This is a genomic window from Halomonas sp. M4R1S46 (assembly GCF_025725685.1).
In the GTDB taxonomy this organism is placed as follows: Bacteria; Pseudomonadota; Gammaproteobacteria; order Pseudomonadales; family Halomonadaceae; genus Halomonas.
The window spans coordinates 435,897-461,319 of the sequence record NZ_CP107008.1; the positions used below are offsets into that span (position 1 = coordinate 435,897).

25 protein-coding genes are annotated in these 25,423 nt (G+C 68.6%); 15 read left to right on the forward strand and 10 right to left on the reverse strand.

All coding sequences use genetic code 11. The features are described 5' to 3' along the window. Nucleotides 1–21: 21 nt before the first annotated feature. Complete coding sequence (coaBC, locus tag OCT48_RS02100) at nucleotides 22–1,272, reverse strand: bifunctional phosphopantothenoylcysteine decarboxylase/phosphopantothenate--cysteine ligase CoaBC (protein ID WP_263591103.1); 1,251 nt, start codon at nucleotides 1,270–1,272, stop codon at nucleotides 22–24. 125 nt (nucleotides 1,273–1,397) lie between these two features. Here coaBC and radC point away from each other — a divergent pair, with 125 nt between their 5' ends. The 10 genes from radC to OCT48_RS02150 all read left to right on the forward strand — a co-directional run bounded on the left by radC (nucleotide 1,398) and on the right by OCT48_RS02150 (nucleotide 10,154). Next, the gene (gene radC / locus OCT48_RS02105; protein WP_263591104.1) at nucleotides 1,398–2,072 is read left to right on the forward strand and encodes a RadC family protein; all 675 of its coding nucleotides are present in this window, start codon (nucleotides 1,398–1,400) and stop codon (nucleotides 2,070–2,072) included. Between the two features lie 152 nt (nucleotides 2,073–2,224). Then, entirely contained in the window at nucleotides 2,225–2,461 is a 237-nt protein-coding gene (gene rpmB / locus OCT48_RS02110; RefSeq protein ID WP_263591105.1) for a 50S ribosomal protein L28, read from the forward strand. A gap of 23 nt (nucleotides 2,462–2,484) precedes the next feature. Beyond that, nucleotides 2,485–2,640 (forward strand): 50S ribosomal protein L33, encoded by a 156-nt coding sequence (rpmG, locus tag OCT48_RS02115; protein WP_021819788.1) that lies wholly within the window; start codon nucleotides 2,485–2,487, stop codon nucleotides 2,638–2,640. A gap of 114 nt (nucleotides 2,641–2,754) precedes the next feature. Then, nucleotides 2,755–3,585 carry a bifunctional DNA-formamidopyrimidine glycosylase/DNA-(apurinic or apyrimidinic site) lyase gene (gene mutM / locus OCT48_RS02120; protein WP_263591106.1) on the forward strand — a complete coding sequence of 277 codons (831 nt, stop codon included), beginning with the start codon at nucleotides 2,755–2,757 and terminating at the stop codon, nucleotides 3,583–3,585. Nucleotides 3,586–3,637: 52 nt separating this feature from the next. Next, nucleotides 3,638–4,834: a class I SAM-dependent rRNA methyltransferase gene (locus OCT48_RS02125; protein ID WP_263591107.1), complete on the forward strand. Its 1,197-nt coding sequence runs from the start codon at nucleotides 3,638–3,640 to the stop codon at nucleotides 4,832–4,834. 68 nt (nucleotides 4,835–4,902) lie between these two features. After that, nucleotides 4,903–5,223 (forward strand): DUF2007 domain-containing protein, encoded by a 321-nt coding sequence (locus OCT48_RS02130; protein WP_263591108.1) that lies wholly within the window; start codon nucleotides 4,903–4,905, stop codon nucleotides 5,221–5,223. A 48-nt stretch (nucleotides 5,224–5,271) separates the two neighbouring features. Beyond that, a complete protein-coding gene (locus OCT48_RS02135) occupies nucleotides 5,272–5,718 on the forward strand; it encodes an acyl-CoA thioesterase (protein WP_263591109.1) in 447 nt (148 codons plus the stop codon). A gap of 166 nt (nucleotides 5,719–5,884) precedes the next feature. Next, a complete protein-coding gene (ald, locus tag OCT48_RS02140) occupies nucleotides 5,885–7,000 on the forward strand; it encodes an alanine dehydrogenase (protein ID WP_263591110.1) in 1,116 nt (371 codons plus the stop codon). 327 nt (nucleotides 7,001–7,327) lie between these two features. Beyond that, nucleotides 7,328–8,353 carry a tryptophan--tRNA ligase gene (gene trpS, locus OCT48_RS02145; RefSeq protein ID WP_263591111.1) on the forward strand — a complete coding sequence of 342 codons (1,026 nt, stop codon included), beginning with the start codon at nucleotides 7,328–7,330 and terminating at the stop codon, nucleotides 8,351–8,353. Nucleotides 8,354–8,474: 121 nt separating this feature from the next. After that, a complete protein-coding gene (locus OCT48_RS02150; protein WP_263591112.1) occupies nucleotides 8,475–10,154 on the forward strand; it encodes an NAD-dependent malic enzyme in 1,680 nt (559 codons plus the stop codon). A gap of 133 nt (nucleotides 10,155–10,287) precedes the next feature. On the opposite strand, the gene acnA is transcribed toward OCT48_RS02150, so the two are convergent. Further along, the gene (gene acnA / locus OCT48_RS02155) at nucleotides 10,288–13,035 is read right to left on the reverse strand and encodes an aconitate hydratase AcnA (RefSeq protein ID WP_263591113.1); all 2,748 of its coding nucleotides are present in this window, start codon (nucleotides 13,033–13,035) and stop codon (nucleotides 10,288–10,290) included. Between the two features lie 174 nt (nucleotides 13,036–13,209). Here acnA and OCT48_RS02160 point away from each other — a divergent pair, with 174 nt between their 5' ends. From OCT48_RS02160 to trxB, 3 genes are all read left to right on the forward strand, one after another. After that, complete coding sequence (locus tag OCT48_RS02160; protein ID WP_263591114.1) at nucleotides 13,210–13,419, forward strand: CPXCG motif-containing cysteine-rich protein; 210 nt, start codon at nucleotides 13,210–13,212, stop codon at nucleotides 13,417–13,419. A gap of 150 nt (nucleotides 13,420–13,569) precedes the next feature. Beyond that, a complete protein-coding gene (locus tag OCT48_RS02165; protein WP_263591115.1) occupies nucleotides 13,570–14,172 on the forward strand; it encodes a peroxiredoxin in 603 nt (200 codons plus the stop codon). 144 nt (nucleotides 14,173–14,316) lie between these two features. Continuing rightward, nucleotides 14,317–15,267, forward strand: a complete 951-nt coding sequence (gene trxB / locus OCT48_RS02170; protein WP_263591116.1) for a thioredoxin-disulfide reductase — start codon at nucleotides 14,317–14,319, stop codon at nucleotides 15,265–15,267. 153 nt (nucleotides 15,268–15,420) lie between these two features. Here trxB and OCT48_RS02175 read toward each other — a convergent pair whose 3' ends face one another. Beyond that, nucleotides 15,421–15,666: a SlyX family protein gene (locus tag OCT48_RS02175; RefSeq protein WP_263591117.1), complete on the reverse strand. Its 246-nt coding sequence runs from the start codon at nucleotides 15,664–15,666 to the stop codon at nucleotides 15,421–15,423. A gap of 141 nt (nucleotides 15,667–15,807) precedes the next feature. On the opposite strand from OCT48_RS02175, the gene OCT48_RS19480 reads away from it, so the two are divergent. Continuing rightward, on the forward strand, nucleotides 15,808–16,272 hold the full coding sequence (locus OCT48_RS19480) for a cold-shock protein (protein WP_318152554.1): 465 nt from the start codon (nucleotides 15,808–15,810) through the stop codon (nucleotides 16,270–16,272). Between the two features lie 87 nt (nucleotides 16,273–16,359). On the opposite strand, the gene OCT48_RS02185 is transcribed toward OCT48_RS19480, so the two are convergent. The 7 genes from OCT48_RS02185 to map form a co-directional block, all read right to left on the reverse strand. Beyond that, nucleotides 16,360–16,746, reverse strand: coding sequence for a hypothetical protein (locus OCT48_RS02185; RefSeq protein ID WP_263591118.1), 387 nt, complete (start codon nucleotides 16,744–16,746; stop codon nucleotides 16,360–16,362). A 7-nt stretch (nucleotides 16,747–16,753) separates the two neighbouring features. Next, entirely contained in the window at nucleotides 16,754–17,929 is a 1,176-nt protein-coding gene (gene dapE / locus OCT48_RS02190) for a succinyl-diaminopimelate desuccinylase (RefSeq protein ID WP_263591119.1), read from the reverse strand. 51 nt (nucleotides 17,930–17,980) lie between these two features. After that, on the reverse strand, nucleotides 17,981–19,006 hold the full coding sequence (gene dapD, locus OCT48_RS02195; protein ID WP_263591120.1) for a 2,3,4,5-tetrahydropyridine-2,6-dicarboxylate N-succinyltransferase: 1,026 nt from the start codon (nucleotides 19,004–19,006) through the stop codon (nucleotides 17,981–17,983). Between the two features lie 49 nt (nucleotides 19,007–19,055). Then, nucleotides 19,056–19,394 carry a Spx/MgsR family RNA polymerase-binding regulatory protein gene (locus OCT48_RS02200; protein WP_263591121.1) on the reverse strand — a complete coding sequence of 113 codons (339 nt, stop codon included), beginning with the start codon at nucleotides 19,392–19,394 and terminating at the stop codon, nucleotides 19,056–19,058. Between the two features lie 15 nt (nucleotides 19,395–19,409). After that, nucleotides 19,410–20,609, reverse strand: coding sequence for a succinyldiaminopimelate transaminase (dapC, locus tag OCT48_RS02205; protein ID WP_263591122.1), 1,200 nt, complete (start codon nucleotides 20,607–20,609; stop codon nucleotides 19,410–19,412). A 188-nt stretch (nucleotides 20,610–20,797) separates the two neighbouring features. Then, the gene (locus OCT48_RS02210) at nucleotides 20,798–23,479 is read right to left on the reverse strand and encodes a [protein-PII] uridylyltransferase (RefSeq protein WP_263591123.1); all 2,682 of its coding nucleotides are present in this window, start codon (nucleotides 23,477–23,479) and stop codon (nucleotides 20,798–20,800) included. A 10-nt stretch (nucleotides 23,480–23,489) separates the two neighbouring features. Beyond that, nucleotides 23,490–24,281 carry a type I methionyl aminopeptidase gene (gene map / locus OCT48_RS02215; RefSeq protein ID WP_263591124.1) on the reverse strand — a complete coding sequence of 264 codons (792 nt, stop codon included), beginning with the start codon at nucleotides 24,279–24,281 and terminating at the stop codon, nucleotides 23,490–23,492. 286 nt (nucleotides 24,282–24,567) lie between these two features. Here map and rpsB point away from each other — a divergent pair, with 286 nt between their 5' ends. Next, a complete protein-coding gene (gene rpsB / locus OCT48_RS02220; RefSeq protein ID WP_263591125.1) occupies nucleotides 24,568–25,308 on the forward strand; it encodes a 30S ribosomal protein S2 in 741 nt (246 codons plus the stop codon). Nucleotides 25,309–25,423 lie beyond the last annotated feature (115 nt).

Below are 25,423 nucleotides of genomic sequence, written 5' to 3' on the forward strand. Positions count from 1 at the left end.
CCGGTAAAAGAGGTCGTGTCGTCAGGAAGGGGCGGTGCGCAGCCGGGCGAGCGCCTGGCGGACCACGGCCAGGGCGAGCTGCGATTTCGGCTGGGGCGGCAGTGAGCACTGGTCGGTGCCACCGGCATCCCGCCACACCAGCAGAGCGGCGTTGTCGTCGGCGCCGAAGCCCAGGCTGGCCTGGGAAACATCGTTGGCCACCACCATGTCGAGGCCCTTGCGGGCGAGCTTGTCCCGGGCGTAGGCCTCCAGGTCGCGGGTCTCGGCGGCGAAGCCGACCACGTAGGGGCGGTCGTCGCGGGCGGCGATGCTGGCGATGATGTCGGGGTTCTTCACCAGCCGCAGGGTCAGGGTGTGCTCGCCCTCGCGCTTCTTCATCTTGTGCTCGGCCGGGGTCTCGGCCCGATAGTCGGCAACGGCGGCGCAGCCGATGAAGAGGTCACAGCCCCGCGCCAGCCGGTGGGCCACGTCGTGCATCTCCCGGGCACTCTCCACATCGTGGCGCTCCACCCCCGCCGGCGTGGGCAGTGCCACGGGGCCGCTGATCAGTCGCACGCGGGCCCCCAGGGCGGCGGCGGCGGCGGCCAGGGCGAAGCCCATCTTGCCCGAGCTGTGGTTGGAGAGGTAGCGCACCGGGTCCAGGGGCTCGCGGGTCGGTCCCGCCGTGATCACCACGGTCAGGCCGGCGGCATCCCCGGGCGTCTCGTCGTCCAGCGCCGCCAGGATGGCCTCGGGCTCCAGCATGCGCCCGGGGCCCACGTCCCCGCAGGCCTGGTCGCCGCTGTCCGGGCCCAGCAGCCGCCAGCCGTCCTCGGCCAGCCGGCGGGCGTTGCGCACCGTGGCCGGCTGGCGCCACATCGCCTGGTTCATGGCCGGCGCCATGACCTTCTCGGCATCGCTGGCCAGGCACAGGGTGGTGAGCAGGTCGTCGGCATGGCCGTGGGCCAGGCGCGCCATCAGGTCGGCGGTGGCCGGGGCGATCAGTACCAGGTCGGCCCAGCGCGCCAGCTCGATATGGCCCATGCCGGCCTCGGCCTCGGGGTCCAGCAGCGAGGTGCGCACCGGCTCGCCGGTCAATGCCTGCAGCGTCAGCGGCGTGATGAAGGCCTGGGCGCCCTCGGTCATGACCACGCGCACCTCATGGCCCGCCTGCTTGAGCAGGCGGGCCAGGTGGGCGCTCTTGTAGGCGGCGATGCCGGCGCTGATACCGAGCAGTATGCGGCGGCCCTCGCCAGGGCGGCCGGCGTTCCGGCGGCCGGGCGATAGCGACATAGGGCGGTGTCCGAGCGGAAATCCGGTCGACTACTTTACCATTCACCGGGGGGATTGCGTAGCCACCGCCCGGCGTGGGGCGGCTACACTGGGGACGAGCACGCCGGGCGAGCAGGGAGGCTTTGATGTCGATTCGCGACTGGCCGGAGGGTGAGCGGCCGCGGGAGAAGTTGCTGGTGCTGGGGGCCGAGGCCCTGTCCGACGCCGAGCTGCTGGCGATCTTCCTGCGTGTGGGGGTGGCAGGGCGGTCGGCGGTGGATCTGGCCCGGGACCTGCTGTCGGTCTTCGGCGGCCTGCGTCCCCTGCTGGAGGCCGACCGGACGAGGTTCTGTGCCCAGCGTGGCCTGGGCCAGGCCAAGTTCGTGCAGCTGCAGGCCGTCATGGAGCTCTCCCGGCGCCACCTGGCCAGCCGGCTCGAGCGCGACGCGGCCCTGACGTCGCCGGGCCTGGTGCGCAGCTACCTGGCCTCGCGGCTGCGCCACCTGGGCCACGAGGAGTTCGCCGCCCTCTTCCTCGACAGCCAGCACCGGGTGATTCGCTACGAGTCGCTGTTCCGCGGGACCCTGGACAGTGCCTCGGTGTATCCGCGCGAGGTCGCTCGCCGGGCCCTGGAGCTGGGCGCCGGCGCCATCATCTTCGCCCACAACCATCCCTCCGGGGTGGCCGAGCCCAGCGATGCGGACCGCCGCATCACCGCGCGGCTCCGGGAGGCCCTGGGGCTGTTCGAGATCCGGGTGCTGGATCATTTCGTGGTGGGAGACGGTGAGGTGGTGTCCTTTGCCGAGCGGGGGCTGTTATAATACCGCGCATCGCTTGTCTGGCCCGGCCGACTCTGGTATAAAGTGCAGCCTTTGAATTCCCTTGGGTCAAATGACAACGGGGTCGTCCCGGTTTGCCCGACAGGTTTTGAACACTCAGGTAGCAATACCTGGCCAAGCGGTTGGAGGCTCTCATGTCCAAAGTATGTCAGGTTACCGGCAAGCGCCCGGTGACTGGTAACAACGTTTCACACTCCCAGCGCAAGACGCGTCGTCGTTTCGTGCCCAACCTGCACAACCACCGGTTCTGGGTGGAGTCCGAGAAGCGCTTCGTTCGCCTGCGCGTCTCCTCCAAGGGCATGCGCATCATCGACAAGAAGGGCATCGAAGCGGTGCTCGGCGACATTCGCAAGCGCGGCGAAGCCGTCTAAGCGACCCCGAAGGGAGAAGACTCATGCGTGACAAGATCAGAATGGTGTCCAGCGCCGGTACCGGCCATTTCTACACCACCGACAAGAACAAGCGGAACACCCCGGACAAGCTCGAGATGAAGAAGTTCGACCCGGTGGTCCGCAAGCACGTGATGTACAAGGAAGCCAAGATCAAGTAAGTCGGGATCCTTGCGGTTCCCGTGATCGCTTCCGCCGCAGGCCTTCGCCTGTCCGCCTGAACCCGGCCCGATGGTCGGGTTCTTGCGTGCTGTCCCCGAGCCGGAATGCTGCCCATGCCCGAGCTGCCCGAAGTCGAGACCACCCGACGCGGTATCGCCCCCCATGTGGAGGGCCGCGAAATCGTCGAGGTCATCGTGCGCCAGCCGCGCCTGCGCCTGCCGGTGCCCGACGACCTGGCCGAGCGGCTGGTGGGCGCGCGCATCGGTGGCCTGTCGCGGCGGGCCAAGTACCTGCTGGTGCCGGTGCAGGCGGGGGGCGCGGCGGCGGCCAGCCTGCTCTGGCACCTGGGGATGTCCGGCAGCCTGCGGATCGCGCGGCTCGGCGAGCTTCCCAAGAAGCACGACCATGTCGACCTGGTGCTCGACGACGGCGCCATCCTGCGCTATCACGACCCGCGCCGCTTCGGCTTCGTCGACTGGCTCCAGGGGGATCCAGCCCGCGACCCGCGCCTGGCGCGGCTGGGGCCCGAACCCCTGTCCGAGGCCTTCGACGGCGACCGGCTCCATGCCCTGTCCCGCGGCCGTCGCCTGGCGGTGAAGCCGTTCCTGATGGACAATGCCGTGGTGGTGGGGGTCGGTAACATCTATGCCGCCGAGGCGCTGTTTCTGGCCGGCATCGATCCGCGCCGCGCCGCCGGGCGCATCTCCCTGGCGCGCTACCGGCGGCTCGCGGCGGCCGTCCGCGAGGTGCTGGCCGCCGCCATCACCCAGGGCGGCACCACCCTGCGCGACTTCGTCGGCGGCACCGGCGAGCCCGGCTACTTCGCCCAGCGGCTCAATGTCTATGGCCGCGACGGCGAGCCCTGTCGGCGCTGCGGTGCCGAACTGCACCTGGTGACCCTGGGGCAGCGGGCCAGTGTCTTCTGCGCCGAGTGCCAGCGCTGAGCCGGTCGCCCTCGCCCCGCCGGTCCCTATCCGATTTCCTCGAGAGTTCCCGATGACTGCCCTACGCTCCCTGCGCCTGAAGAAGCATGCCGACCGCCGCCTCAAGGCGGGCCACCTGTGGCTCTACTCCAACGAGGTCGATACCGACGCCACGCCGCTCAAGGCGTTCGCGCCCGGCGAGCAGGCGGTGGTGGAGGCCGCCAACGGCAAGCCCATGGGCGTGGCCTACGTCAATGCCCACTCACTGATCTGCGCGCGTCTGGTGTCCCGGGACCCGGCGACGGGGCTCGACCGGTCGCTGCTGGTGCACCGGCTGAACCAGGCCCTGGCGCTGCGTCAGCGGCTCTTCGGCAAGCCCTTCTACCGCCTGATGCACGGCGAGGGCGACCTGCTGCCGGGGCTGATCATCGACCGCTTCGACGATGTCCTGGTGGTGCAGCTCAATACCGCCGGCATGCAGGCGGTCCTCGAGCCGCTCCTGGACGCCCTCGACAAGGTGCTGGCGCCGCGGGTCGTGGTGCTGCGTAACGATACCGGGGGGCGCCGCCAGGAGGGCCTGGAGAGCCACGTCGAGGTGGTGAAGGGCGAGCTGCCGGAGGCCGTGCTGCTGGAGGAGAACGGGGTGCGCTTCGCCGTGCCGGTGCTCGACGGCCAGAAGACCGGCTGGTTCTACGATCACCGGGTCAACCGCGCCTGGCTGAACGACCTGGTGGCCGGCAAGCGGGTGCTCGACCTGTTCAGCTACGTGGGCGGCTGGGGCGTGCAGGCCGCCGCCCACGGCGCCGGCGAGGTGCTGTGCGTGGACGCCAGCGCCCGGGCCCTCGAGCAGGTCGCCGAGAATGCCGCCCGCAACGGCCTGCACGAGCAGGTGGCGGTGGGCGAGGGCGATGCCTTCGAGGCGCTGGCCGCGCTCAAGGCCGACGGCGAGCAGTTCGACGTGGTGATCCTCGACCCACCCGCCTTCATCAAGAAGCGCAAGGACATCCCCGCCGGCGAGCGGGCCTATGGCAAGCTCAACCGCGAGGCGATGCGCCTGCTGGGCCGCGACGGCCTGCTGCTCTCGGCCTCGTGCTCGATGCACCTGGCCGCGGAGCGCCTGGTCGACGTCGTGCGGGGCGCCGCGCGCCACCAGGATCGCCATGGCCAGATCCTCTTCCAGGGGCATCAGGGGCCGGATCACCCCGTGCACCCGGCGATTCCCGAGACGTCCTATCTCAAGGCGCTGGGGGTCCGCGTCTTCCGCGACTAGGAGGCAACGGCAGCATGGTGGCACCCGGCCAGGCGGCGTGAACCGGGGCTCGCCCATGTCCCGATACCATGAGTGACTTCGACTTCGTTCGCGTCTTCGCCCACTCGAACCCGCTGCTGGTCAGCCATGTGGCCAACCTGCTGGAGGCGGCCGGCGTGCCGGTCGAGCGGCGCAACCTGACCCTCGGCGGGGGCGCCGGGGAACTGCCCCCGGCGGAGTGCGAGCCCGAGGTCTGGGTGGCGCCGCATAATCGGCAGCGGGCCGAGACGCTGATCCGTGAGGTTCTGTCCGAAGGCGACGACCGGCCGGCCTGGACCTGTCCCGGCTGCGGCGAGCGCCTCGAGGCCGTCTTCGACACCTGCTGGCAATGCGGTAGCCGCCGACCATGATCGACGCCCACGCCCGCTGACCGTCATGTCCGAGGAGGGACCGATGCCATGCCCTGGGACCTGCCCGCCCCCTTCCTGATCGAGAGCGACGTCGAGGCGGCCGCCATCGACGCCTTCGGTCATGCCAACAACGCCGAGTACCTGCGCTGGGTGGAACAGGCCAGCTGGGCCCATTCCCGCCGGCTGGGGCTGGGCCTGGACCGCTACCGGGCGCTGGATCGGGCCATGGCGGTGCATCGTCACGAACTCGACTACCTGTCGCCGGCCCTCGAGGGGGACCGGCTGCAGCTGGCCACCTGGATCGTCGGCTGCGATGGCCGCCTGACCCTGACGCGTCGCTTCCAGCTGTGGCGTCCCGCCGACGGCCGCACCCTGATGCGGGCCCGCACGCGCTATGCCTGCATCGCGCTGTCCAGCGGCCGGCCGCGGCGCCTGCCCGCGGAATTCCTGGCCGGCTATCGCCCGGCGCTGGTCGATGAGTCACCACTGACCTGAGGTCTTTCTGTATAAAAGGGTTGATTCAGGCCGTTATTCGGGATGGCGGCGCCAATATCCAATATCCTTTTGTTTTTCTCCCGTGATCTCATCGTGATTGTTCTGTTGTGCTGTAATGAGATGACAAGCCGTTGTCATCCCCAGTTCATGCACCGGAGGACTACCCATGCAGATCGCCGTCCCCAAGGAAATCAAGAACCATGAATACCGCGTCGCCCTGACCCCCAGCGGTGCCCGCGAGTTGGTCGGGCGTGGTCATACGGTGACCATCCAGGCTGGTGCCGGCGAGGGCGCCGGCTTCGGTGATGCCGACTACGAGGCCGCCGGGGCACGCCTCGAGGCCGACGTGGCCAGGGTCTGGCGCGAGGCCGAGCTGATCCTCAAGGTCAAGGAGCCCCAGCCCGAGGAGGTCGCGCGCCTGTCCAAGGGCCAGACCCTGTTCACCTACCTGCATCTGGCCGCCGAGGAGACCCTGACCCGTGGCCTGATGGAGAGCGGCGCCACCTGCATCGCCTACGAGACCATCACCGCGCCCCAGGGCGGCCTGCCGCTGCTGGCGCCGATGAGCACCGTGGCCGGCCGCATGGCCGTCCAGGCCGGCGCCCACAGCCTGGAGAAGGCCCAGGGCGGCGCCGGCGTGCTGCTGCCGGGCGTGCCGGGCGTGGCCCCGGCCAGGGTCGCCGTGATCGGCGGCGGGGTGGTCGGCGAGAACGCCGCCCGCATGGCCCTGGGGCTCGGCGCCGAGGTCACCGTGCTGGACAAGTCCATCCCGCGCCTGGAGACCCTGGACGACCGCTACCAGGGCCGCATGAAGACCGTCTTCTCCACCGCGGACAGCCTCGAGGAGGCGGTCCGCGAGTCCGACCTGATCATCGGCGCCGTGCTGGTGCCGGGCGCCGCCGCCCCCAAGCTGATCACCCGAGCCATGCTCGCCGAGATGAAGCCCGGCAGCGTGCTGGTGGACGTGGCCATCGACCAGGGCGGCTGCTTCGAGACCAGCAAGCCCACCACCCATGCCGAGCCGACCTACGTGGTGGACGGCGTGGTTCACTACTGTGTGGCCAATATGCCGGGCGCCGTGGCGCGCACCTCCACCCAGGCCCTGACCAACGCGACCCTGCCGTTCGTGCTGGCGCTCGCCGACAAGGGCTGGAAGCAGGCGCTGGCCGACGACGCGCACTTCGCCGCTGGCCTCAACGTCCACGAGGGGCAGGTCACCTACCGGGCGGTGGCCGACGCCTTCGGCCTCGGCTGCGTGGAGACCGCCAAGCTGATCGGCTAAGGCCGGACCGGCAGGCGACGAAAGGGCCGGGGCTTCCGAGAGGGATCCCGGCCTTTTCGTTTCCGCCAGGGGAATTTCTATTGAATACGATTGAGAGGCGCCGGGGACAGGTCGAAGAGGAGGTCCTATTCCAGGGACGGAATCGGTAGCGCCCAAGGATGGGTTCACAGCGCCTCCGCGATGGTCCGGCACACCGGGGCCCGTCTCTGGAAAAGCCGTGGATTAGGGGCCTTGATACAGGAGGAATGGCAGGGCCTGGCAGGTCGCCTTGATCGGGGCGCCGCGTTACCATAGCGGGCATTCGAGAGTCAGCAGAGTCCCGCTTTCATGACCGCATCGTCCGACAAGACCCGTGTCCTCACGGGCATCACCACTACCGGCACTCCCCATCTCGGCAACTATGTCGGGGCCATCAAGCCCGCCATCGCCGCGAGCCAGGACCCGAGCGTCCAGTCCTACTATTTCCTCGCCGACCTGCACGCCCTGATCAAGTGCCAGGATCCCCGGCGGGTCGAGGCGTCGCGCCTGGAGATCGCCGCCACCTGGCTGGCACTCGGCCTGGACACCGATAACGCCATCTTCTATCGCCAGTCGGACATTCCCGAGATCCCCGAGCTGACCTGGATGCTGTCCTGCGTCTGCGCCAAGGGGCTGATGAACCGCGCCCACGCCTACAAGGCGGCGGTGGCCGAGAACGATGAGGCCGGCAACCAGGACCCCGACAAGGGCATCACCATGGGGCTGTTCGGCTATCCGGTGCTGATGGCGGCGGACATCCTGATGTTCAACGCCCAGCGCGTGCCGGTGGGGCGCGACCAGATCCAGCACATCGAGATGGCCCGTGACATGGCGGGGCGCTTCAACCATCTCTACAAGGGCCAGTATTTCACCCAGCCCGAGGCGGTGGTCGACGAGCGGGTCCAGGTGCTGAACGGCCTGGACGGGCGCAAGATGTCCAAGAGCTACGAGAACACCATCCCGCTGTTCGTCTCCGAGAAGAAGCTGCTCAAGCTGGTGCGCAAGATCAAGACCAACTCGCTGGAGCCCGGTGAGCCGAAGGATCCCGACAGCTGCACGCTCTTCCAGATCTACTCGGCCTTCGCCACGGCGGAGGAGACCGCGGCCATGCGCACCGAGTACGCGAACGGCATCGGCTGGGGCGAGGCCAAGAACCGCGTCTTCGAGTACCTGAATGCCCACCTGCGCGAGCCCCGCGAGCGCTACCAGGCGCTGCTGGAAGATCCCGGCCATATCGAGGCCGTGTTGCGCCAGGGGGCCGACCGGGCCCGGGCCGAGGCCGCCCCCTTCATGGATCGCCTGCGGCATGCCGTGGGTCTCGGGCGTTTCGTCTAGTCTGGAAGACGCCATGTCCCGCGATGCCCCGTCTGCATGGCCGGGGGATCGGCGTGGTAGAGTAACGACGAAGGTGCCTTAGAGCATCACGGCCCGGATACCCGACACAGCTGAGACGACTATGACCATTGATGCCAAGCGCCCCCTCTATGTGCCCTATGCCGGGCCCTCCCTGCTCGAGATGCCGCTGCTCAACAAGGGGAGTGCCTTCACCCGGGAGGAGCGGCTGGAGTTCAACCTGATCGGCCTGCTGCCCCAGAACGTCGAGACCATCGAGGAGCAGGCGGAGCGCGCCTACCGGCAGTATCGCCAGTGCCAGAGCGACCTGGATCGCCATATCTATCTGCGCGCCATCCAGGACGACAACGAGACCCTCTACTTCCGGCTGGTCAGCGAGCATCTCGAGGAGATGCTGCCGATCATCTACACGCCCACGGTCGGCCAGGCCTGCGAGGAGTTCTCCAACATCTATCGCAACCATCGCGGCCTGTTCATCGCCTACCCCGACCGGGACCGCATGGACGACATCCTGCGCAGCGCCACCAAGGACAACGTCAAGGTGATCGTGGTCACCGACGGCGAGCGCATCCTCGGCCTGGGCGACCAGGGCATCGGCGGCATGGGCATCCCCATCGGCAAGCTCTCGCTGTACACCGCCTGCGGCGGCATCAGCCCGGCCTATACCCTGCCGATCATGCTCGACGTGGGGACCAACAACCAGGCCCTGCTCGACGACCCCATGTACATGGGCTGGCGCCACCCGCGCATCTCCCAGGACGAGTACGATGCCTTCATGGCCGACTTCATCAGCGCGGTGAAGCGTCGCTGGCCCAAGGTGCTGCTGCAGTTCGAGGACTTCGCCCAGGCCAATGCCATGCCGCTGCTCGAGCGCTACCGCGACGAGCTGTGCTGCTTCAACGACGACATCCAGGGCACCGCCTCGGTCTGCGTGGGGACCCTGATGGCGGCCTGCCAGGCGCGTGGCGAGGGCGTGGCCGACCAGCGGGTGGTGTTCGTGGGGGCGGGCTCCGCCGGCTGCGGCATCGCCGAGCAGGTGGTGGTGGCCATGCAGGCCGAGGGGCTGTCGGAGGCCGAAGCGCGCAAGCGCATCTTCATGGTCGACCGGGAAGGCCTGGTGACCAGCGAACAGGACTGGCTGCGTGACTTCCAGCGCCGGCTGGCCCAGCCCCCGCCCCTGGTGGCCGAGTGGGATGGCCAGTCGCTGCTCGAGGTGGTCCGGCAGGTCAAGCCGACGGTGCTGCTCGGCGTCTGCGGCCAGCAGGGCCTCTTCACCGAGGAGGTGATCCGTGCCATGCATGCGGGCTGCCCCTCGCCGCTGGTGATGCCGCTCTCCAACCCCACCTCCCGGGCCGAGGCGCTGCCGGAGGATGTGATCCGCTGGACCGATGGCCAGGCCATGGTGGCCTCCGGTAGCCCCTTCGCGCCGGTGGAATACCAGGGCAAGCGCTATCCCATCGCCCAGTGCAACAACGCCTATATCTTCCCCGGGATCGGCCTCGGCGTGGTGGCGGCCGGCGCCAAGCGGGTCACCGACGCCATGCTGATGTCGGCGTCCCGGGCATTGGCCCGGGAGGCGCCGGTGGCCAAGACCGGCCAGGGCGCGGTGCTGCCGTCCCTGTCGGAGATCCGCGAGCTGTCCAAGGCCATCGCCTTCGAGGTGGCGGCCCAGGCCCAGCAGGAAGGCGTGGCGCTGAAGTCCGACGGCCCCTCCCTGCGCCGGGCAATCGAGCGCAACAGCTGGGCGCCGGCGTATCGGCGCTATCGTCGCCGCGCCTTCTAGGATGTGGCCACGGGCCACGGGAGAGGTGTAACGAGGGGAGGGGGAATACGGTTCACCCCTCACCCTTGGAACGAAAACGGCCCCGCCGGTCTAGCCGGCGGGGCCGTGTGCTTGCGGGGGCTCTGGCTGTGGGTCAGGCCGAGCCGATCATCTTGCGCAGCACATAGTGCAGGATGCCGCCGTGGCGGTAGTACTCCAGCTCGTTGGCGGTATCGATGCGGCACAGCGCCTCGAACGTCTTCTCGCCTTTCGCGCTCTGGATGGTCACCTCGACCTGGCCGCCCGGGGTCAGCTCGCCGAGCCCCGCCACCGAGACCCGCTCGTCGCCGGTCAGGCCCAGGGTCTTGCGGGTCTCGCCCTCGGGGAACTGCAGTGGCACCACGCCCATGCCGATCAGGTTGGAGCGATGGATGCGCTCGAAGGACTCGGCGAGCACGGCGTGCACGCCGAGCAGCCGGGTGCCCTTGGCGGCCCAGTCGCGGGAGGAGCCGGTGCCGTACTCCTTGCCGGCGATCACCACCAGGGGCGTGCCTTCCGCCTGGTACTGCATGGCGGCATCGTAGATGGCCATCTGTTCGCCGGAGGGCACGTGGCGGGTCTCGCCGCCGACCACGCCGTCGAGCATCTCGTTTCTGATGCGCACGTTGGCGAAGGTGCCGCGCATCATCACCTCGTGGTTGCCGCGCCGCGAGCCGTAGGAGTTGAAGTCCACCGGCTGGACGCCGCGCTCCTGCAGGTAGCGCCCGGCGGGGCTGTCGGGCTTGATGGCGCCGGCCGGCGAGATATGGTCGGTGGTCACCGAGTCGCCGAGCAGGGCCAGGATATGGGCGTCCCGTACGTCCTCCACCGCCTCGGGCGTCCGGCCCATGCCCTCGAAGAAGGGCGGGTGCTGGATATAGGTGGAGTCCGCGGACCACTGGTAGACCTGGCTCTGGGGCACCTCGAGCGCCTTCCAGGTCTCGTCACCCTCGAAGACCTCGGCGTACTCCTTGTGGAACATCTCGGTCTTGACCTTCTCGACCGCCTCGGCGATCTCGGCCTGGGAGGGCCAGACGTCCTTGAGGTAGACGGGCTTGCCGTGGCGGTCGACCCCCAGCGGATCCCGGGCGAGATCCTTCTGGATGTTGCCGGCCAGGGCATAGGCCACCACCAGGGGCGGCGAGGCCAGCCAGTTGGTCTTGACCAGCGGGTGGATGCGGCCCTCGAAGTTGCGGTTGCCGGAGAGCACCGAGGCCACCGTCATGTCGCCGTCGTTGATGGCCTGCTCGATGGGCTCGGCCAGCGGGCCGGAATTGCCGATGCAGGTGGTGCAACCGTAGCCCACCAGGTGGAAGCCCAGGGCGTCCAGGTCCTCCTGGAAGCCGCCGGCCGCCAGGTAGTCGGTGACCACCTTGGAGCCCGGGGCCAGCGAGGTCTTCACCCAGGGCTTGGTGGTGAGCCCCTGCGCCAGGGCCTTGCGCGCCAGCAGGCCCGCGGCCATCATCACGCTGGGGTTGGAGGTGTTGGTGCAGGAGGTGATGGCGGCGATCACCACGGCGCCGGGGTCGAGGCGGAAGGCCTCGCCGTCCAGGCTGACCTCCTGGCTGTCGTGGTGCTCGTAGCTCTCCGTGACCCCCACGGCGGTCTGGCCGCCCTCGGAGAACAGCCGGCCCTTGTCCTCGGAGGAGGGCAGGGTCTTGCCGTCGTCGGTCATCACCTTGGCGAAGGCCGCGGGCATGTCGCGCAGGGCGACCCGGTCCTGGGGCCGCTTGGGGCCGGCCAGGCTGGCCTCGACCTCATTCATGTCCAGCGCCAGGGTATCGCTGTAGATGGGTTCGTGGCCCGGCTCGCGCCACAGGCCCTGGGCCTTGCTATAGGCCTCGACCAGCGCGACCTGATCGTCGTCGCGACCGGTCAGGCGCATGTAGCGCAGCGTCTCGTCGTCCACCGGGAAGAAGGCGCAGGTGGCGCCGAACTCCGGTGACATGTTGGCGATGGTGGCACGGTCGGCCAGGGGCAGGTCCGCGAGGCCGTCGCCGTAGAACTCGACGAACTTGCCCACCACGCCTCGGCTGCGCAGCATCTGGGTCACCGTCAGCACCAGGTCGGTGGCGGTGATGCCCTCGCGCAGCTTGCCGGTGAGCTTGAAGCCCACCACCTCGGGAATCAGCATCGACACCGGCTGGCCGAGCATGGCCGCCTCGGCCTCGATGCCGCCCACGCCCCAGCCCAGCACGCCCAGGCCGTTGATCATGGTGGTGTGGGAATCGGTGCCGACCAGGGTGTCCGGGTAGGCCAGGGTCTTGCCGTCCTCCTCCTTGGTCCATACCGTCTTGCCCAGGTACTCCAGGTTGACCTGGTGGCAGATGCCGGTGCCCGGCGGTACCACGCGGAAGTTGTCGAAGGCCTGCTGGCCCCAGCGCAGGAACTCGTAGCGCTCCCGGTTGCGCTGCATCTCGATGGCGACGTTGTCCTTGAAGGCGCTGGCGTTACCGAACTCGTCGACCATCACCGAGTGGTCGATGATCAGGTCCACCGGCGAGAGGGGGTTGATCCGCGAGGGCTCCTCGCCGAGGGCCTGGACGGCGGCCCGCATGGAGGCGAGATCCACCACGCCAGGCACGCCGGTGAAGTCCTGCATCAGTACCCGGGCCGGCCGATAGCCGATCTCCCGGGTGGAGGCGGCGTCCTGCTGCCAGTCGACCAGGGCCTGCATGTCGTCGCGGGAGACGCCCTCCTGGTCGGCGAAGCGCAGCTGGTTCTCCAGCAGGATCTTCAGCGTCATCGGCAGGCGGTCGATGTCCCCGAGCGTCTCGGCGGCCTTCGCCAGGCTGTGGTAGTGGTAGGTCGTGCCGGCGGCCTCGAGGGTCTGCAGGGTATCCGGTGTGGACTCGGTACTCATGGTGTCCTCCTTTCGCGAGGGAGTGAGCGAACCATCCTGGTCCTGATGAGATTACATGGTCATGATAGAAGCCGATTTCAACGGCTGCGTGACCGGGGCGCGCTGCCGTCCCCTTGAAATGCCGACCGTCACGCCCCATATTCCCAGGCTGTGACACCAGGCCCGGGAGGTCCCGTGCACGAGGAAGAGCTCGACAACCATTCGGTCCGCTGCCCCTACTGCGATACGGCCTTCGACCTGCAGGTCGATGCCTCCCAGGGCAGTCACGCGACCTGGGAGGATTGTCCGCGCTGCTGTGCGCCGATCCAACTGCGTATCGAGGTCTCGCCGGTCAGCGGCGAGCTCGAGTCGGTGACCCTGGGCCGCGACGACGACGTGCTGTGAGTGCCCCACACCGGGCATCATGTATCACGATAGATTTTCACTATCCGTGCCATTGAGCAGGCCTAGTGGCGCGGCGAGTCGACCTGTCCTAGCGTAGGTGGCTCTTTTCCCTTCACCATCGGGTATCATCAACCCTCATAGGAGATCTGCATGAGCGTACTGGTTGGACGTCAAGCCCCTGAATTCGAAGCCGCCGCCGTCCTCGGCAACGGCGAGATCGTCGACAACTTCAAGCTCGCCGACAGCAACGGCAAGCTCCGCGTGCTGTTCTTCTGGCCGCTGGACTTCACCTTCGTCTGCCCGTCCGAGATCATCGCCCACGACAACCGTCTGGCGCAGTTCAAGGAGCTCGGCGTCGAGGTGATCGGTGTGTCCATCGATTCCCAGTTCACCCACCACGCCTGGCGCCAGACCGCGCCGGAGAAGGGCGGCATCGGCGAGGTCGGCTTCCCGATCGTGGCCGACGTCAAGCACGAGATCACCCAGGCCTACGGCATCGAGCACCCGGAGGCCGGCGTCGCCATGCGCGGCTCCTTCCTGATCGACGAGAACGGCGTCGTCCAGCACCAGGTGGTCAACAACCTGCCGCTGGGCCGCAACGTCGACGAGATGCTGCGCATGGTCAAGGCCCTGCGGTTCCACCAGCAGCACGGCGAAGTCTGCCCGGCCGGCTGGGACGAAGGCCAGGAAGGCATGAAGGACACCGCCGAGGGTGTCGCCAAGTACCTGGGCAGCCACGCCGAGGCGCTCTAAGCGTTCGGCTGGCGCTAAAGGGGGCGGCCTGCGGGCCGCCCTCTTCGTCGCTTCACCGCCCAGCGGCCTGGGCGATGCCGACCCGTCCGTCGCCATCGCCGAGCCCGTTGCCCCGTTTTCCCCTTCCAGAGTTGTGAGGTCCCCATGAGCGAAGCGCGCCACGAACGCCTGATCATCCTCGGTTCCGGACCGGCCGGCTACACGGCCGCCGTCTATGCGGCCCGGGCCAACCTCAAGCCGCTGCTGATCACCGGCATGCAGGCCGGTGGCCAGCTGACCACCACCACCGACGTGGACAACTGGCCCGGTGACGATATCGGCGTGCAGGGCCCGGAGCTGATGGAGCGCATGAAGCGCCATGCCGAGCGCTTCGATACCGAGGTGCTGTTCGACCACATCCACGAGGTCGAGCTGCGCGACAAGCCCTTCACCCTGAAAGGCGACAATGGCACCTACACCTGTGATGCGCTGATCATCGCTACCGGTGCCAGCGCCCGCTACCTGGGGCTGGAATCCGAGCAGAAGTTCATGGGGCAGGGGGTCTCGGCCTGTGCCACCTGTGACGGCTTCTTCTACCGCAACCAGGAGGTCGTGGTGGTGGGGGGCGGTAACACCGCGGTGGAAGAGGCGCTGTACCTCTCCAACATCGCCTCCAAGGTGACCCTGGTGCATCGCCGTGACAGCCTGCGTGCCGAGAAGATCCTGCAGGACAAGCTGTTCGAGAAGGCGGAGAACGGCAACGTCGAACTGATCTGGAACCACACCCTCGACGAGGTGCTGGGCGACAACACCGGCGTGACCGGGGCGCGGCTCAAGTCCACTCGGGACGGCAGTACCCGGGAGCTCGATGCCCCGGGAGTGTTCATCGCCATCGGCCACAGCCCCAATACCGGCATCTTCGAGGGCCAGTTGGACATGGCCGGCGGTTACATCAAGGTGAAGTCCGGCCTCGAGGGCAATGCCACGGCCACCAGCGTGCCCGGCGTCTTCGCCGCCGGTGACGTCATGGATCACGTCTATCGCCAGGCAGTGACCTCGGCGGGCAGCGGCTGCATGGCGGCCCTGGATGCCGAGCGCTATCTCGACGAACTGTAATCGGGCTTCGCCCGGAGCTTTAAGCCGTAAGCCCGAAGCCGGAAGAAACCCCGGACCGGCTTCGCCGGAAGCAAGTCATAAGCTTGAAGTTGAAGCACCCCCCTGACTCAAAGACTGGCGGCAACAAGCTGCCTTCCAGCTGTCGCGAAGTGACTAGTAATGCGGCGGCACCTCATCCTGCGGGTGAGGTGCCGCCGCTTCGTCGTCCTGGCGGGCCAGTTGCTGCTCGCGGATCTTCTCCTGCATCAGCGCGCTGAGGCGCTCGAGGTGCATCAGGCGACGCTCCTGCTGGGCGACCGCTCGGTCGAGGGTGTCGAGCCAGTCTTCCTGGTGGGCAATGCGGCTCTCCAGGGCCTCCAGTCGGCTGTCAAGGGTGGAGGGCGTGTCATCATCGCGCATGATAGAATCCTTATGCTGCGTGCCACCATTCATCGTGGTACCGGCCTGTCCCGTGCAGTCGGGTCGAGGGCGACGCCAGGCGTCGTCAGGTGCTTCGACCCCGAGACTTCCTTTACTACGACAAGAGAGCATCCAAGGTTTATGAATCGAAAGGTCGTGTTTCGCTGCAGTATCATCAGCCTGCTGCTGGCCGTGCCGGCGCCGTTGCTGATCGCCCTGGGCATCCATCTCACCGGTGGCCAGCTGTCCCGGGAGATGTTCGCCAGTCTCGAGGTGGGCGGCGTGGCCGTGGTCTATGTCGCCGTGGCGGTGGCCGTCTTCCTGTTGTTGCTGGTCGCCACCCTGGCGGTCAACGCCCTGACCCCGCAACTGGTCAACCTGGCGGAGGTCGAGGACGACGACCGCGAGATCGGCGAGGTCAAGTGGTTCAACGTCAACAAGGGCTACGGCTTCATCACCCGCGACAGCGGCGAGGACGTCTTCGTCCATTTCCGGGCCATCCGTGGCCGTGGCCACCGTACCCTGGCCGAGGGGCAGAAGGTGAAGTACCACGTGTCGCGTACCGATCGGGGACTTCAAGCCGACGACGTCACCGTTATCACCTGAAAACCGGCCTGCGCTCGCCGGCTTTCTGATCACTCTGTATCTCAGCACCTGAAGAACGACGCCCCGCATCTGCGGGGCGATGTCGTTTTAGCGGCCGGAGTCCGGCCAGTCGATGGCACTTTCGCTGCCGTCCGGCAGGACGCGCAGGAAGCGGTCGGGATCGTCGCCGGGTTGCCAGCCGCCCAGCGAGCAGCGCACCTCGCAGCCCAGGGTCGCGGCGGCCTCGCGGGCGAAGTCGGCGTCGGTGGGCCAGGGGGTGCGGGGGCTGTCGAGCCACAGGCTGGCGAAGCCGTCGGCGGCCTGGGTCACCAGCAGCACCGGGATGTCGTCATCCCTGCCGTGCCCCCGGGTGCGCCAGCGGTGCTTGCCGGCGGGGGCCAGGGGCTCGGCGCCGAGGGTCTCGCCGAGCCAGCGGCTCAGGGCCTCGAGGTCGGCGGTGGCCAGGTAGATCTCGATGTCGGGGTAGCGTTCCATGGCGACCTCAGGGGCGCGGCGTGTCGGCGGCGAACAGCCGCGCCAGGATGGCCTCGTAGACCCGCGAGAGGTCATCGAGGTCGGCGGCGCGGACGCGCTCGTTGACCTTGTGGATGGTGGCGTTGACCGGGCCCAGCTCGACCACCTGGCTGCCCAGGGTGGCGATGAAGCGGCCGTCCGAGGTGCCGCCGGCGGTGGACAACTCGGGGCGTCGACCGAGCACGTCCTCCACGCCGCCCAGGGCGGCGTCCACCAGCTCGCCCTCGGCGGTCAGGAAGGGTTCGCCGTTGAGGGTCCAGTCGATGTGGAAGTCCAGGCCATGGGCCGCGAGGATCGCCTCGGTGCGGCTTCGCAGCGTCTCGTGGCTGAGCTCGGTGGAATAGCGGAAGTTGAACACCACCTCCACGTCGCCGGGAATCACGTTGGTGGCTCCGGTGCCCGACCGCAGGTTGGAGATCTGGAAGCTGGTGGCCGGGAAGAAGGCGTTGCCGCCGTCCCAGTGCTCGCGTACCAGGGCATCCAGGGCGGGGGCGACCTGATGGATGGGGTTGCGCGCCAGGTGCGGGTAGGCCACGTGGCCCTGGATGCCCTTGACGTGCAACACCCCGCCCAGCGAGCCGCGGCGACCGTTCTTGATCGCGTCGCCGAGGGCCTCGGTGGAGGAGGGCTCGCCGACGATGCAGTAGTCCAGGCGGTCGTGGGACTCGCGCAGGTGCTCGACCACCGCGCGGGTGCCATCCACCGCCGGGCCCTCCTCGTCGGAGGTGATCAGGAAGGCGATGCGTCCCGGGTGGTCGGGGTGGGCGGCCACGAAGCGTTCCACCGCGGTGAGCATGGCGGCCAGGCTGCCCTTCATGTCCGCGGCGCCGCGGCCGCAGAGCATCCCGGCCGCGTCGATGCAGGGCTCGAAGGGCGGGTATTCCCAGTGCACATCGGGGCCGCTGGGTACCACGTCGGTGTGACCGGCGAAGGCCAGCACCGGGCCGTGGTGGCCATGGACGGCCCAGAAGTTCTCCACGTCGCCGAAGGGCAGGCGTTCCACCTGGAAACCGAGGCGCTCGAGGCGCTCGATCATCAGCGCCTGGCACCCCAGGTCATCGGGGGTGACCGAGGGGCGGCGCATGAGCTCCATGGCGAGCTCGAGGGTCGGGGACAGGGCGATAGCGGTCTCGGGTGAGGTCATGCGGGCATCCGGCAGGCCGGTGCCCGGCGCCCGCGGGCGCCGGGAACGGGCTCAGTTGTTGGCGTGCAGCGCTTCGTTGAGGGCGATGGCGCTCTTGTTGGTCAGGCACTCGATGCGGCCGTTCTGGGAATTGCGGCGCAGCAGCAGGTCGTCCTGGCCGGCCAGCTCGCGGGCCGCCACGACCTGGGCTTCCTGGCCCTGGTCGTCGAGCACGGCGACCTTGGCGCCGGCGGTGATGTAGAGCCCGGCCTCCACGGTGCAGCGATCGCCGAGCGGGATGCCGATGCCGGCGTTGGCGCCGATCAGGCAGCCCTCGCCGACCTTGATCACGATGTTGCCGCCGCCGGACAGGGTGCCCATGGTGGAGCAGCCGCCGCCCAGGTCGGAGCCCTTGCCGACCATCACGCCGGCGGAGATGCGGCCCTCGATCATGCCCGGGCCCTCGGCGCCGGCGTTGAAGTTGACGAAGCCCTCATGCATCACGGTGGTGCCCTCGCCCAGGTAGGCGCCCAGGCGCACCCGGGCGGTGTCGGCGATGCGCACGCCGGTCGGCACCACGTAGTCGGTCATCTTGGGGAACTTGTCGACGCAGTCCACCGATAGGGTGCGCCCCTCCAGGCGGGCCTTGAGGCGCCGCGCCGGCAGTTCCTCGATGTCGATCGGCCCTTCGCTGGACCAGGCGATGTTGCGCAGCAGGCCGAACATGCCGGTCAGGTCGACGCCGTGGGGCTTGACCAGGCGGTGGGACAGCAGGTGCAGCTTGAGGTAGACCTCGGGGGCGCTCTGGGGCGGCAGGTCCTCGCTGAGGAAGGTGGCCACCAGCGGGCGCTGGCTCGCGGCCAGGGACTCGGCGAGCTCGGCCTGGGCCTCGTGGCCGGCGGCCTTGAGGGCGGCGGCCAGCTCGGCGCACTGCTCCGGCAGGAAGCTCACGGCGGCGTTGCCGTCGGGGGCGTCGAGGACCCTGGCGGCGGCCTCGACCAGGCTGGCGTCGGGGGCGAGCAGCGGGGCGGGATAGTAGATCTCCAGCCAGTCGCCCTGGGTGTTCTGGGAGCCGATTCCGAGTGCAAAGCTGAGCATGATGGTGTGTCCTCTCGCGTGATGGGGTAGGTCGGGCCCGGTGGGCCGCCTAGAGGGTGTCGTAGTGGCCGTCACGGTAGCCGACGAGGATGTCCTCGCCGGTGTCCAGCAACGGGCGCTTGAGCAGGGTGGGCTGGGCGAGCATCAGCGCCCGGGCCCGGTTGGCATCGATGTCCGTCTTGTCGACCTCGTCGAGGTTGCGCCAGGTGGTGCTGCGCTTGTTGAGCAGGGTCATCACCGGCACCCGCTCGAGGAAGTGCTCGAGCAGCGGGGCGGACAGGCCGTCGTCGCGCAGGTCATGGGTCTGGAAGGGCAGGCCCCTGGCCTCCAGGGCCTTGCGGGCGCGACGGCAGGTATCGCAGCTCTTGATCACGAACAGCGTCATCATGGGTCGACCTCCTGGTCAGGCGTGGCGTTCGACGTGGCGGCGCAGCCGGCGGGCCGCCTCGGTGGTGGCCTCCAGCTCGTCGACCAGCGCCAGGCGGACCCGGCCGGCGCCGGGGTTCACGCCGCCGGCCCCGGGGCGGCCCATGTAGCTGCCCGGCAGCACGCTGACGTGCTGCTCGGCATAGAGGTCACGGGCGAAGGCCTCGTCGTCGCCGCCGGGCACCGCCGGCCACAGGTAGAAGCTGGCCTCGGGGGCGGGGAAGTCCAGCATCGGGGCGAGGATCTCGGTCACGGCGGCGAACTTCTCGCGGTAGGCGTCGCGGTTGGCGCGCACGTGGGCCTCGTCGTTCCAGGCGGCGATGGAAGCATGCTGCAGCGGCAGGGACATGGCGCAGCCGTGGTAGGTGCGATAGCGCCGGAAGGCCGCGATCAGCGCGGCGTCGCCGGCCACGAAGCCGGAGCGCAGCCCCGGCAGGTTGGAGCGCTTGGACAGCGAGTGGAAGACCAGGCAGCGCCGGTAGTCGTGTCGGCCGAGTTCGGCGCAGGCCTGCAGCAGCCCCGGGGGCGGCGCGGCCTCGTCCAGGTAGAGCTCCGAGTAGCATTCGTCGGCGGCGACGATGAAATCGTACTCATCCGCCAATTGAATCAATTGCTTGAGCTCCTCGAGCGGGGTCACCGCCCCGGTGGGGTTGCCCGGCGAACAGGTGAACACGATCTGCACCTCGCGCCAGGTCTCGGCGGGGACCGCCGCCAGGTCGGGCCGGAAGCCGTGCTCGGCGCGGCAGTCCAGGGTCAGCGGCGTGCCGCCGGCGAGTAGCGTCGCCCCCTCGTAGATCTGGTAGAAGGGGTTGGGGACCGCCACCCGCGCCGGGCGGGTGCGGTCCAGGGCGGCCTGGACGAAGGCGAAGATCGCCTCCCGGGTGCCGTTCACCGGCAGCACCTGGCGCTCGGCGTCGAGCCCCTCGAGGGCGAAGCGCCGGGTGGCCCAGGCGGCAACGGTCCGGCGCAGCTCGGCGGTGCCCGCCGTGGCGGGATAGCGGCCCATCTCGCCGAGGTGGGCCGACAGCGCCTCCAGGGCCCCGGCGAAGGGCGCATGGCGCGGCTCGCCGATGGTCAGCGGGAGATGCGTCAGCCCGGCGGGCGGCGTCACGCCGGCCTTGAGGGCGGCGAGCTTCTCGAAGGGGTAGGGCTGGAGAGCGTCGAGATCGGGGTTCATGGGTGTCCAGTAGCGCCGTGGTCGGCGTCGTTGTCGTGCGGTGTCCCGGGCGGGGCAGGACGCCGATTATAGGGAAGCGCCGGGGGAGCCTCAAACGGAGGCGCTCACTCGTCCTGGGCGATAGCATTTCGCCTTGCTGCTCGGGCTACCCCGGCGCCTCACTCCGTTCCTGACTGCGATTGTCCTGCTCAGCCGGTGACGCTGAGGACCTCGATCAGCCGCTCGCGCAGCCGCTGCTGGCGGTCGGGGTCGGTGAGCGGACGCCCGGCCTTGTCGGTGATGAAGAAGACGTCCTCGACCCGCTCGCCGAGGGTGGCGATCTTGGCCGCCGAGAGCGCGATGTCCTGTTCCATGAAGATGCGCCCGACCCGCGCCAGCAGGCCCGGCCGGTCGGGGGCGGTGAGCTCCAGCATGGTCCGCTCGTTGGCCGGGTCCTGCTCGATGGATACCTCGGTGGGCACCCGGAAGTGCTTGAGCTGGCGCGGGGTGTGCCGGGTGACGATCTGCGGGTAGTCGTCGGGGTCGTCGAGCTCCTCCACCAGGTGGCGGCGGATCTCCTCCAGGCGTCCCGGATCGCGGATGGCCCGGCCGTGGTCGTCGAGCACGATGAAGGTGTTGAGGGTCCAGTCGTTGCTGGAGGTGGCGATGCGGGCGTCGTGGATCGACAGGCCCAGCTGCTCCATGGCCGCCGAGGTGGCGGCGAACAGGTCTTCCACCGAGCGGGTGTGGATGAACACCTTGGTGCCGCCCTCGGCCATGTCGTCGGTGGGGGCGTTGAGCAGGATCAGCGGCAGGGGGCTGCCGTCATGGGCCAGGATGCCCTGGGTCTGCCAGGCGATCTCGCTGGGGGCGTACTGCAGGAAGTAGTCCTCGCCCAGCGACTCCCACAGCCGGTCGACCCTGGCCATGTCGGCGCCCACCGTGGCCAGCAGCGAGTGGGCCTCGCCGCGAGTCTCGCGCACCGAGTCGTCGCGCTCCAGGGGATTCTCGAGGCCGCGGCGCAGGGCGCGCTTGGCCTCGGCGTGGAGTTGGCGCAGCAGCGAGGCGCGCCAGCCGTTCCACAGCGTCGGGTTGGTGGCGTTGATGTCGGCCACGGTCAGCACGTAGAGGTAGTCGAGGCGGGTCTCGTCGCCCACCGTGCGGGCGAACTCGCTGATCACCTCCGGGTCGCTGATGTCGCGCTTCTGGGCGACCATGGACATCAGCAGGTGGTGTTCCACCAGCCAGGTGACCAGCCGGGTGTCGCGCTGCGACAGCCCGTGGCGCCGGGCGAAGTCCTCGACATCCCGGGCGCCGATCAGCGAGTGGTCGCCGCCGCGACCCTTGCCGATGTCATGGAACAGGCCGGCGATCCACAGCAGGTCCAGCTTGGGCAGCTGGTGGATCAGGGAGGCGGCCACCGGGAAGGCCTCGCGGGCCTCGGGCTTGCGGAAGCCGTGGATGCACTTGAGCAGGCGCAGGGTGTGGGCGTCCACGGTGTAGATGTGGAAGAGGTCGTGCTGCATCAGGCCGACGGCCTGGCCGAAGACCGGCAGGTACTTGCCCAGCACCCCGTAGCGGTTCATGCGCCTCAGCTGGCGGGCGACGTTGCCGCCGGAGCGCAGCAGTGCCATGAACAGTCGCTGGTGGCGTGGGTCGTCACGGTAGAGGTCGTCGATCAGGTGGCGATGGTCGCGGATCAGGCGGATGGTGTCGGCGCGCACCCCCTCGATCTCCGGGTGTTCCGCCATCAGCAGGAAGAGTTCCAGCAGCGCCGAGGGCGACTCGCGGAACACCGCCCGGGAGCGGGCCTGGATGTAGCCGCCCTTGATCTCGAAGCGCTCGTTGAGCGGTACCCGCTCCAGGGCTTCGCCGCCGCGCAGGATGACCTCGTCGAAGTGCTGCAGCAGCATGTCGTTGAGGCCCGCCAGGGCGGTGACGTGGCGATAGTAGCGCTTCATGAACTGCTCGACGGCCAGCCGCTCCGGGGTGTCGTGGTAGCCGAACAGTTCGGCGATGGTGGCCTGGTGGTCGAACAGCAGGCGATCCTCGGCGCGGCCGGTGAGCATGTGCAGGGCATAGCGGACCTGCCACAGGAAGGCCTGGCCCTGGCTGAGGATGCGCAGCTCGGCGTCGTTCATGAAGCCGTTGGCGACGATGTCCTCGTAGCGCTGGGTATCGAACTGGCGCTTGGCCACCCAGCCGATCATCTGGATGTCGCGCAACCCGCCCGGCGAGCTCTTGATGTTGGGCTCGAGGTGGTACTCGGAGTTGTTGAAGCGGTAGTGGCGGGCGATCTGCTCCTGCCACTTGGCCTCGAAGAAGTGGTCCGCGGGCCACAGCCGCTCCGGGCCGATGCGCGCCTGCATGGCCTCGCGCAGCCGCTCGGCCCCGGCCAGGGTGCGCGACTCGATGAGGTTGGTGATCACCGTGACGTCGGCCGCCGCCTCCCGCTCGCAGTCGGACAGCGAGCGCACGCTATGGCCGATTTCCAGGCCGATGTCCCAGAGGAAGGTGATGAAGGCGCTGAGCGGCTCCCGGTAGGGCCTGTCGTCGTCATGCTCGAGCAGCAGCAGCAGGTCGACGTCGGAGCGGGGGTGCAGCTCGCCGCGGCCGTAGCCGCCCACCGCCAGCAGGGCGATTCCGTCGTCGGGCCAGTCATGCTGCCGCCAGGCGACCATCAGCAGTTGGTCCAGGCACCAGGCCCGGCCGTGCACCAGATCGCGGATGTCGGCGCCGGCCCGGAAGCGCTCGTCGAGCCGGGCCTGGATCTCGGCCAGGGCCGCCTTGAACGGGGCGATGGGCGAGCGACTGCCGGTCAGCTCGGCCTGGAACGCCTCGACGTCGAACAGCGTCGGGTCGGGCACGAATCGGTAATGGTGCAGCAGCATGATGGTCGACTCAGCGGTCGAGGAAGGAGAAGTCTTCGTCGCTGCGCGCGGTGAGCACCTCCACCCCGTTGGCGGTGACCAGCAGGGTGTGCTCCCACTGGGCGGAGAGGCCCTTGTCCTTGGTCACGGCGGTCCAGCCATCGCGCAGCACCTTGGTGCGATGGTCGCCGACGTTGATCATGGGTTCGATGGTGAAGCACATGCCTTCGGCGAGGGCGATGTCGGCCTCCGGGGCATAGCCGTCGTAGTGCAGCACCTGGGGGTCCTCGTGGAAGCCGGCGCCGATGCCGTGGCCGCAGAAGTCGCGGACCACCGAATAGCCGCTGGCCTCGGCGTGCTGCTGGATGGCTCGGGCCAGCTCCGACAGGTGCACGCCGGGGCGCACCAGGGCGATGCTCCGGTAGAGGCACTCCTGGGTGACGCGGCACAGGCGCTCGCCCTGGATGGTTTCGTCGACGATGAACATCACGCTGGAGTCGCCATGGTAGCCGTCGGCGGTCTTGACCGTGACGTCCAGGTTCATGATGTCGCCCTTCTTGAGCTTCTTGCCGTCATCGGGGATGCCGTGACACACCACGTGGTTGATCGAGGTGCAGACCGACTTGGGGAAGCCGTGGTAATTCAGCGGGGCAGGGGTGGAGCCGAGTTCGTCGACGATGTAGTCATGGCAGAGCCGGTCGATCTCGCCGGTGCTGACGCCGGCCTGGACATGGGGGGCGATCATTTCCAGCACGCTGGCGGCCTGGCGGCCCGCCTCGCGCATCTTCTCGATCTCGTCGGGCGTCTTGATGGGTACGTTCATGGAGTCTCGGATTCAGGGGTGGTGTCGCCGGAACCGGCAGGGAAGGGCGTCGGGCGACTTCATCTCGGAGGGGATCCATGGTATAAAGCTGCGCGCTTTCCTGCAATCGCCGATCCCGTCTCCGCCCCGTGCGGCCCGGTGGCGGTGCCGTCAGGAAGCGTCAATGCTAACGCAACGCCTTGAAAACACACATGCACCGGCACATGGTCCCGGGTGCTGCCGGCGCGTCCGGCGGTCGGATCCATGGGGTGCATGGAGGCCTAACCCGATTTTCCAGGAGTCATCCATGGCACACGTCAATATGCGTGACCTGCTGAAGGCAGGCGCTCACTTCGGTCACCAGACCCGCTACTGGAACCCGAAGATGAGCAAGTTCATCTTCGGCGCCCGTAACAAGATTCACATCATCAACCTCGAGCATACCCTTCCGGCCCTGAACGAGGCCATCGATGTGGTCGAGAAGATGGCGGCCGCGAACAACAAGATCCTGTTCGTGGGTACCAAGCGCAGCGCCAGCAAGATCGTCAAGGAAGAGGCCAACCGCGTCGGCCAGCCCTTCGTCAACCATCGCTGGCTCGGCGGCATGCTGACCAACTACAAGACCATCCGCGTCTCCATCAAGCGCCTGGGTGAGCTCGAGGCGATGCACCAGGACGGCACCTTCGAGAAGCTGACCAAGAAGGAAGTGCTGATGGCGACCCGCGAGCAGGAGAAGCTCGAGCGGTCCGTGGGCGGCATCAAGGAGATGGGCGGCCTGCCCGACGCGCTGTTCGTGATCGACGTCGATCACGAGCGCATCGCCATCAACGAGGCGAACAAGCTGGGCATCCCGGTCATCGGCGTGGTGGACACCAACTCCGACCCGGACGGCGTCGATTACGTGATCCCGGGCAACGATGACTCCATCCGCGCCATCCAGATCTACGTCAAGGCCATCGCCGACGCCTGTGCCCGCGCGAAGGAAGGTCGTCCCGACGAGTTCGTCGAGGTCACCGAAGAGAACCAGAGCGACGCCGCCGCCGAGTGATCGTCGGCCCGTCCGGGATGGCGGTCGTGCCGCGCCTTGGCGGCGGCCGGTCGCCGGGCCGGCATAAGGGGGCCCCGGCCCCCTTCTTGCTCCCCCGGGACGGGCAAGGTCTCGC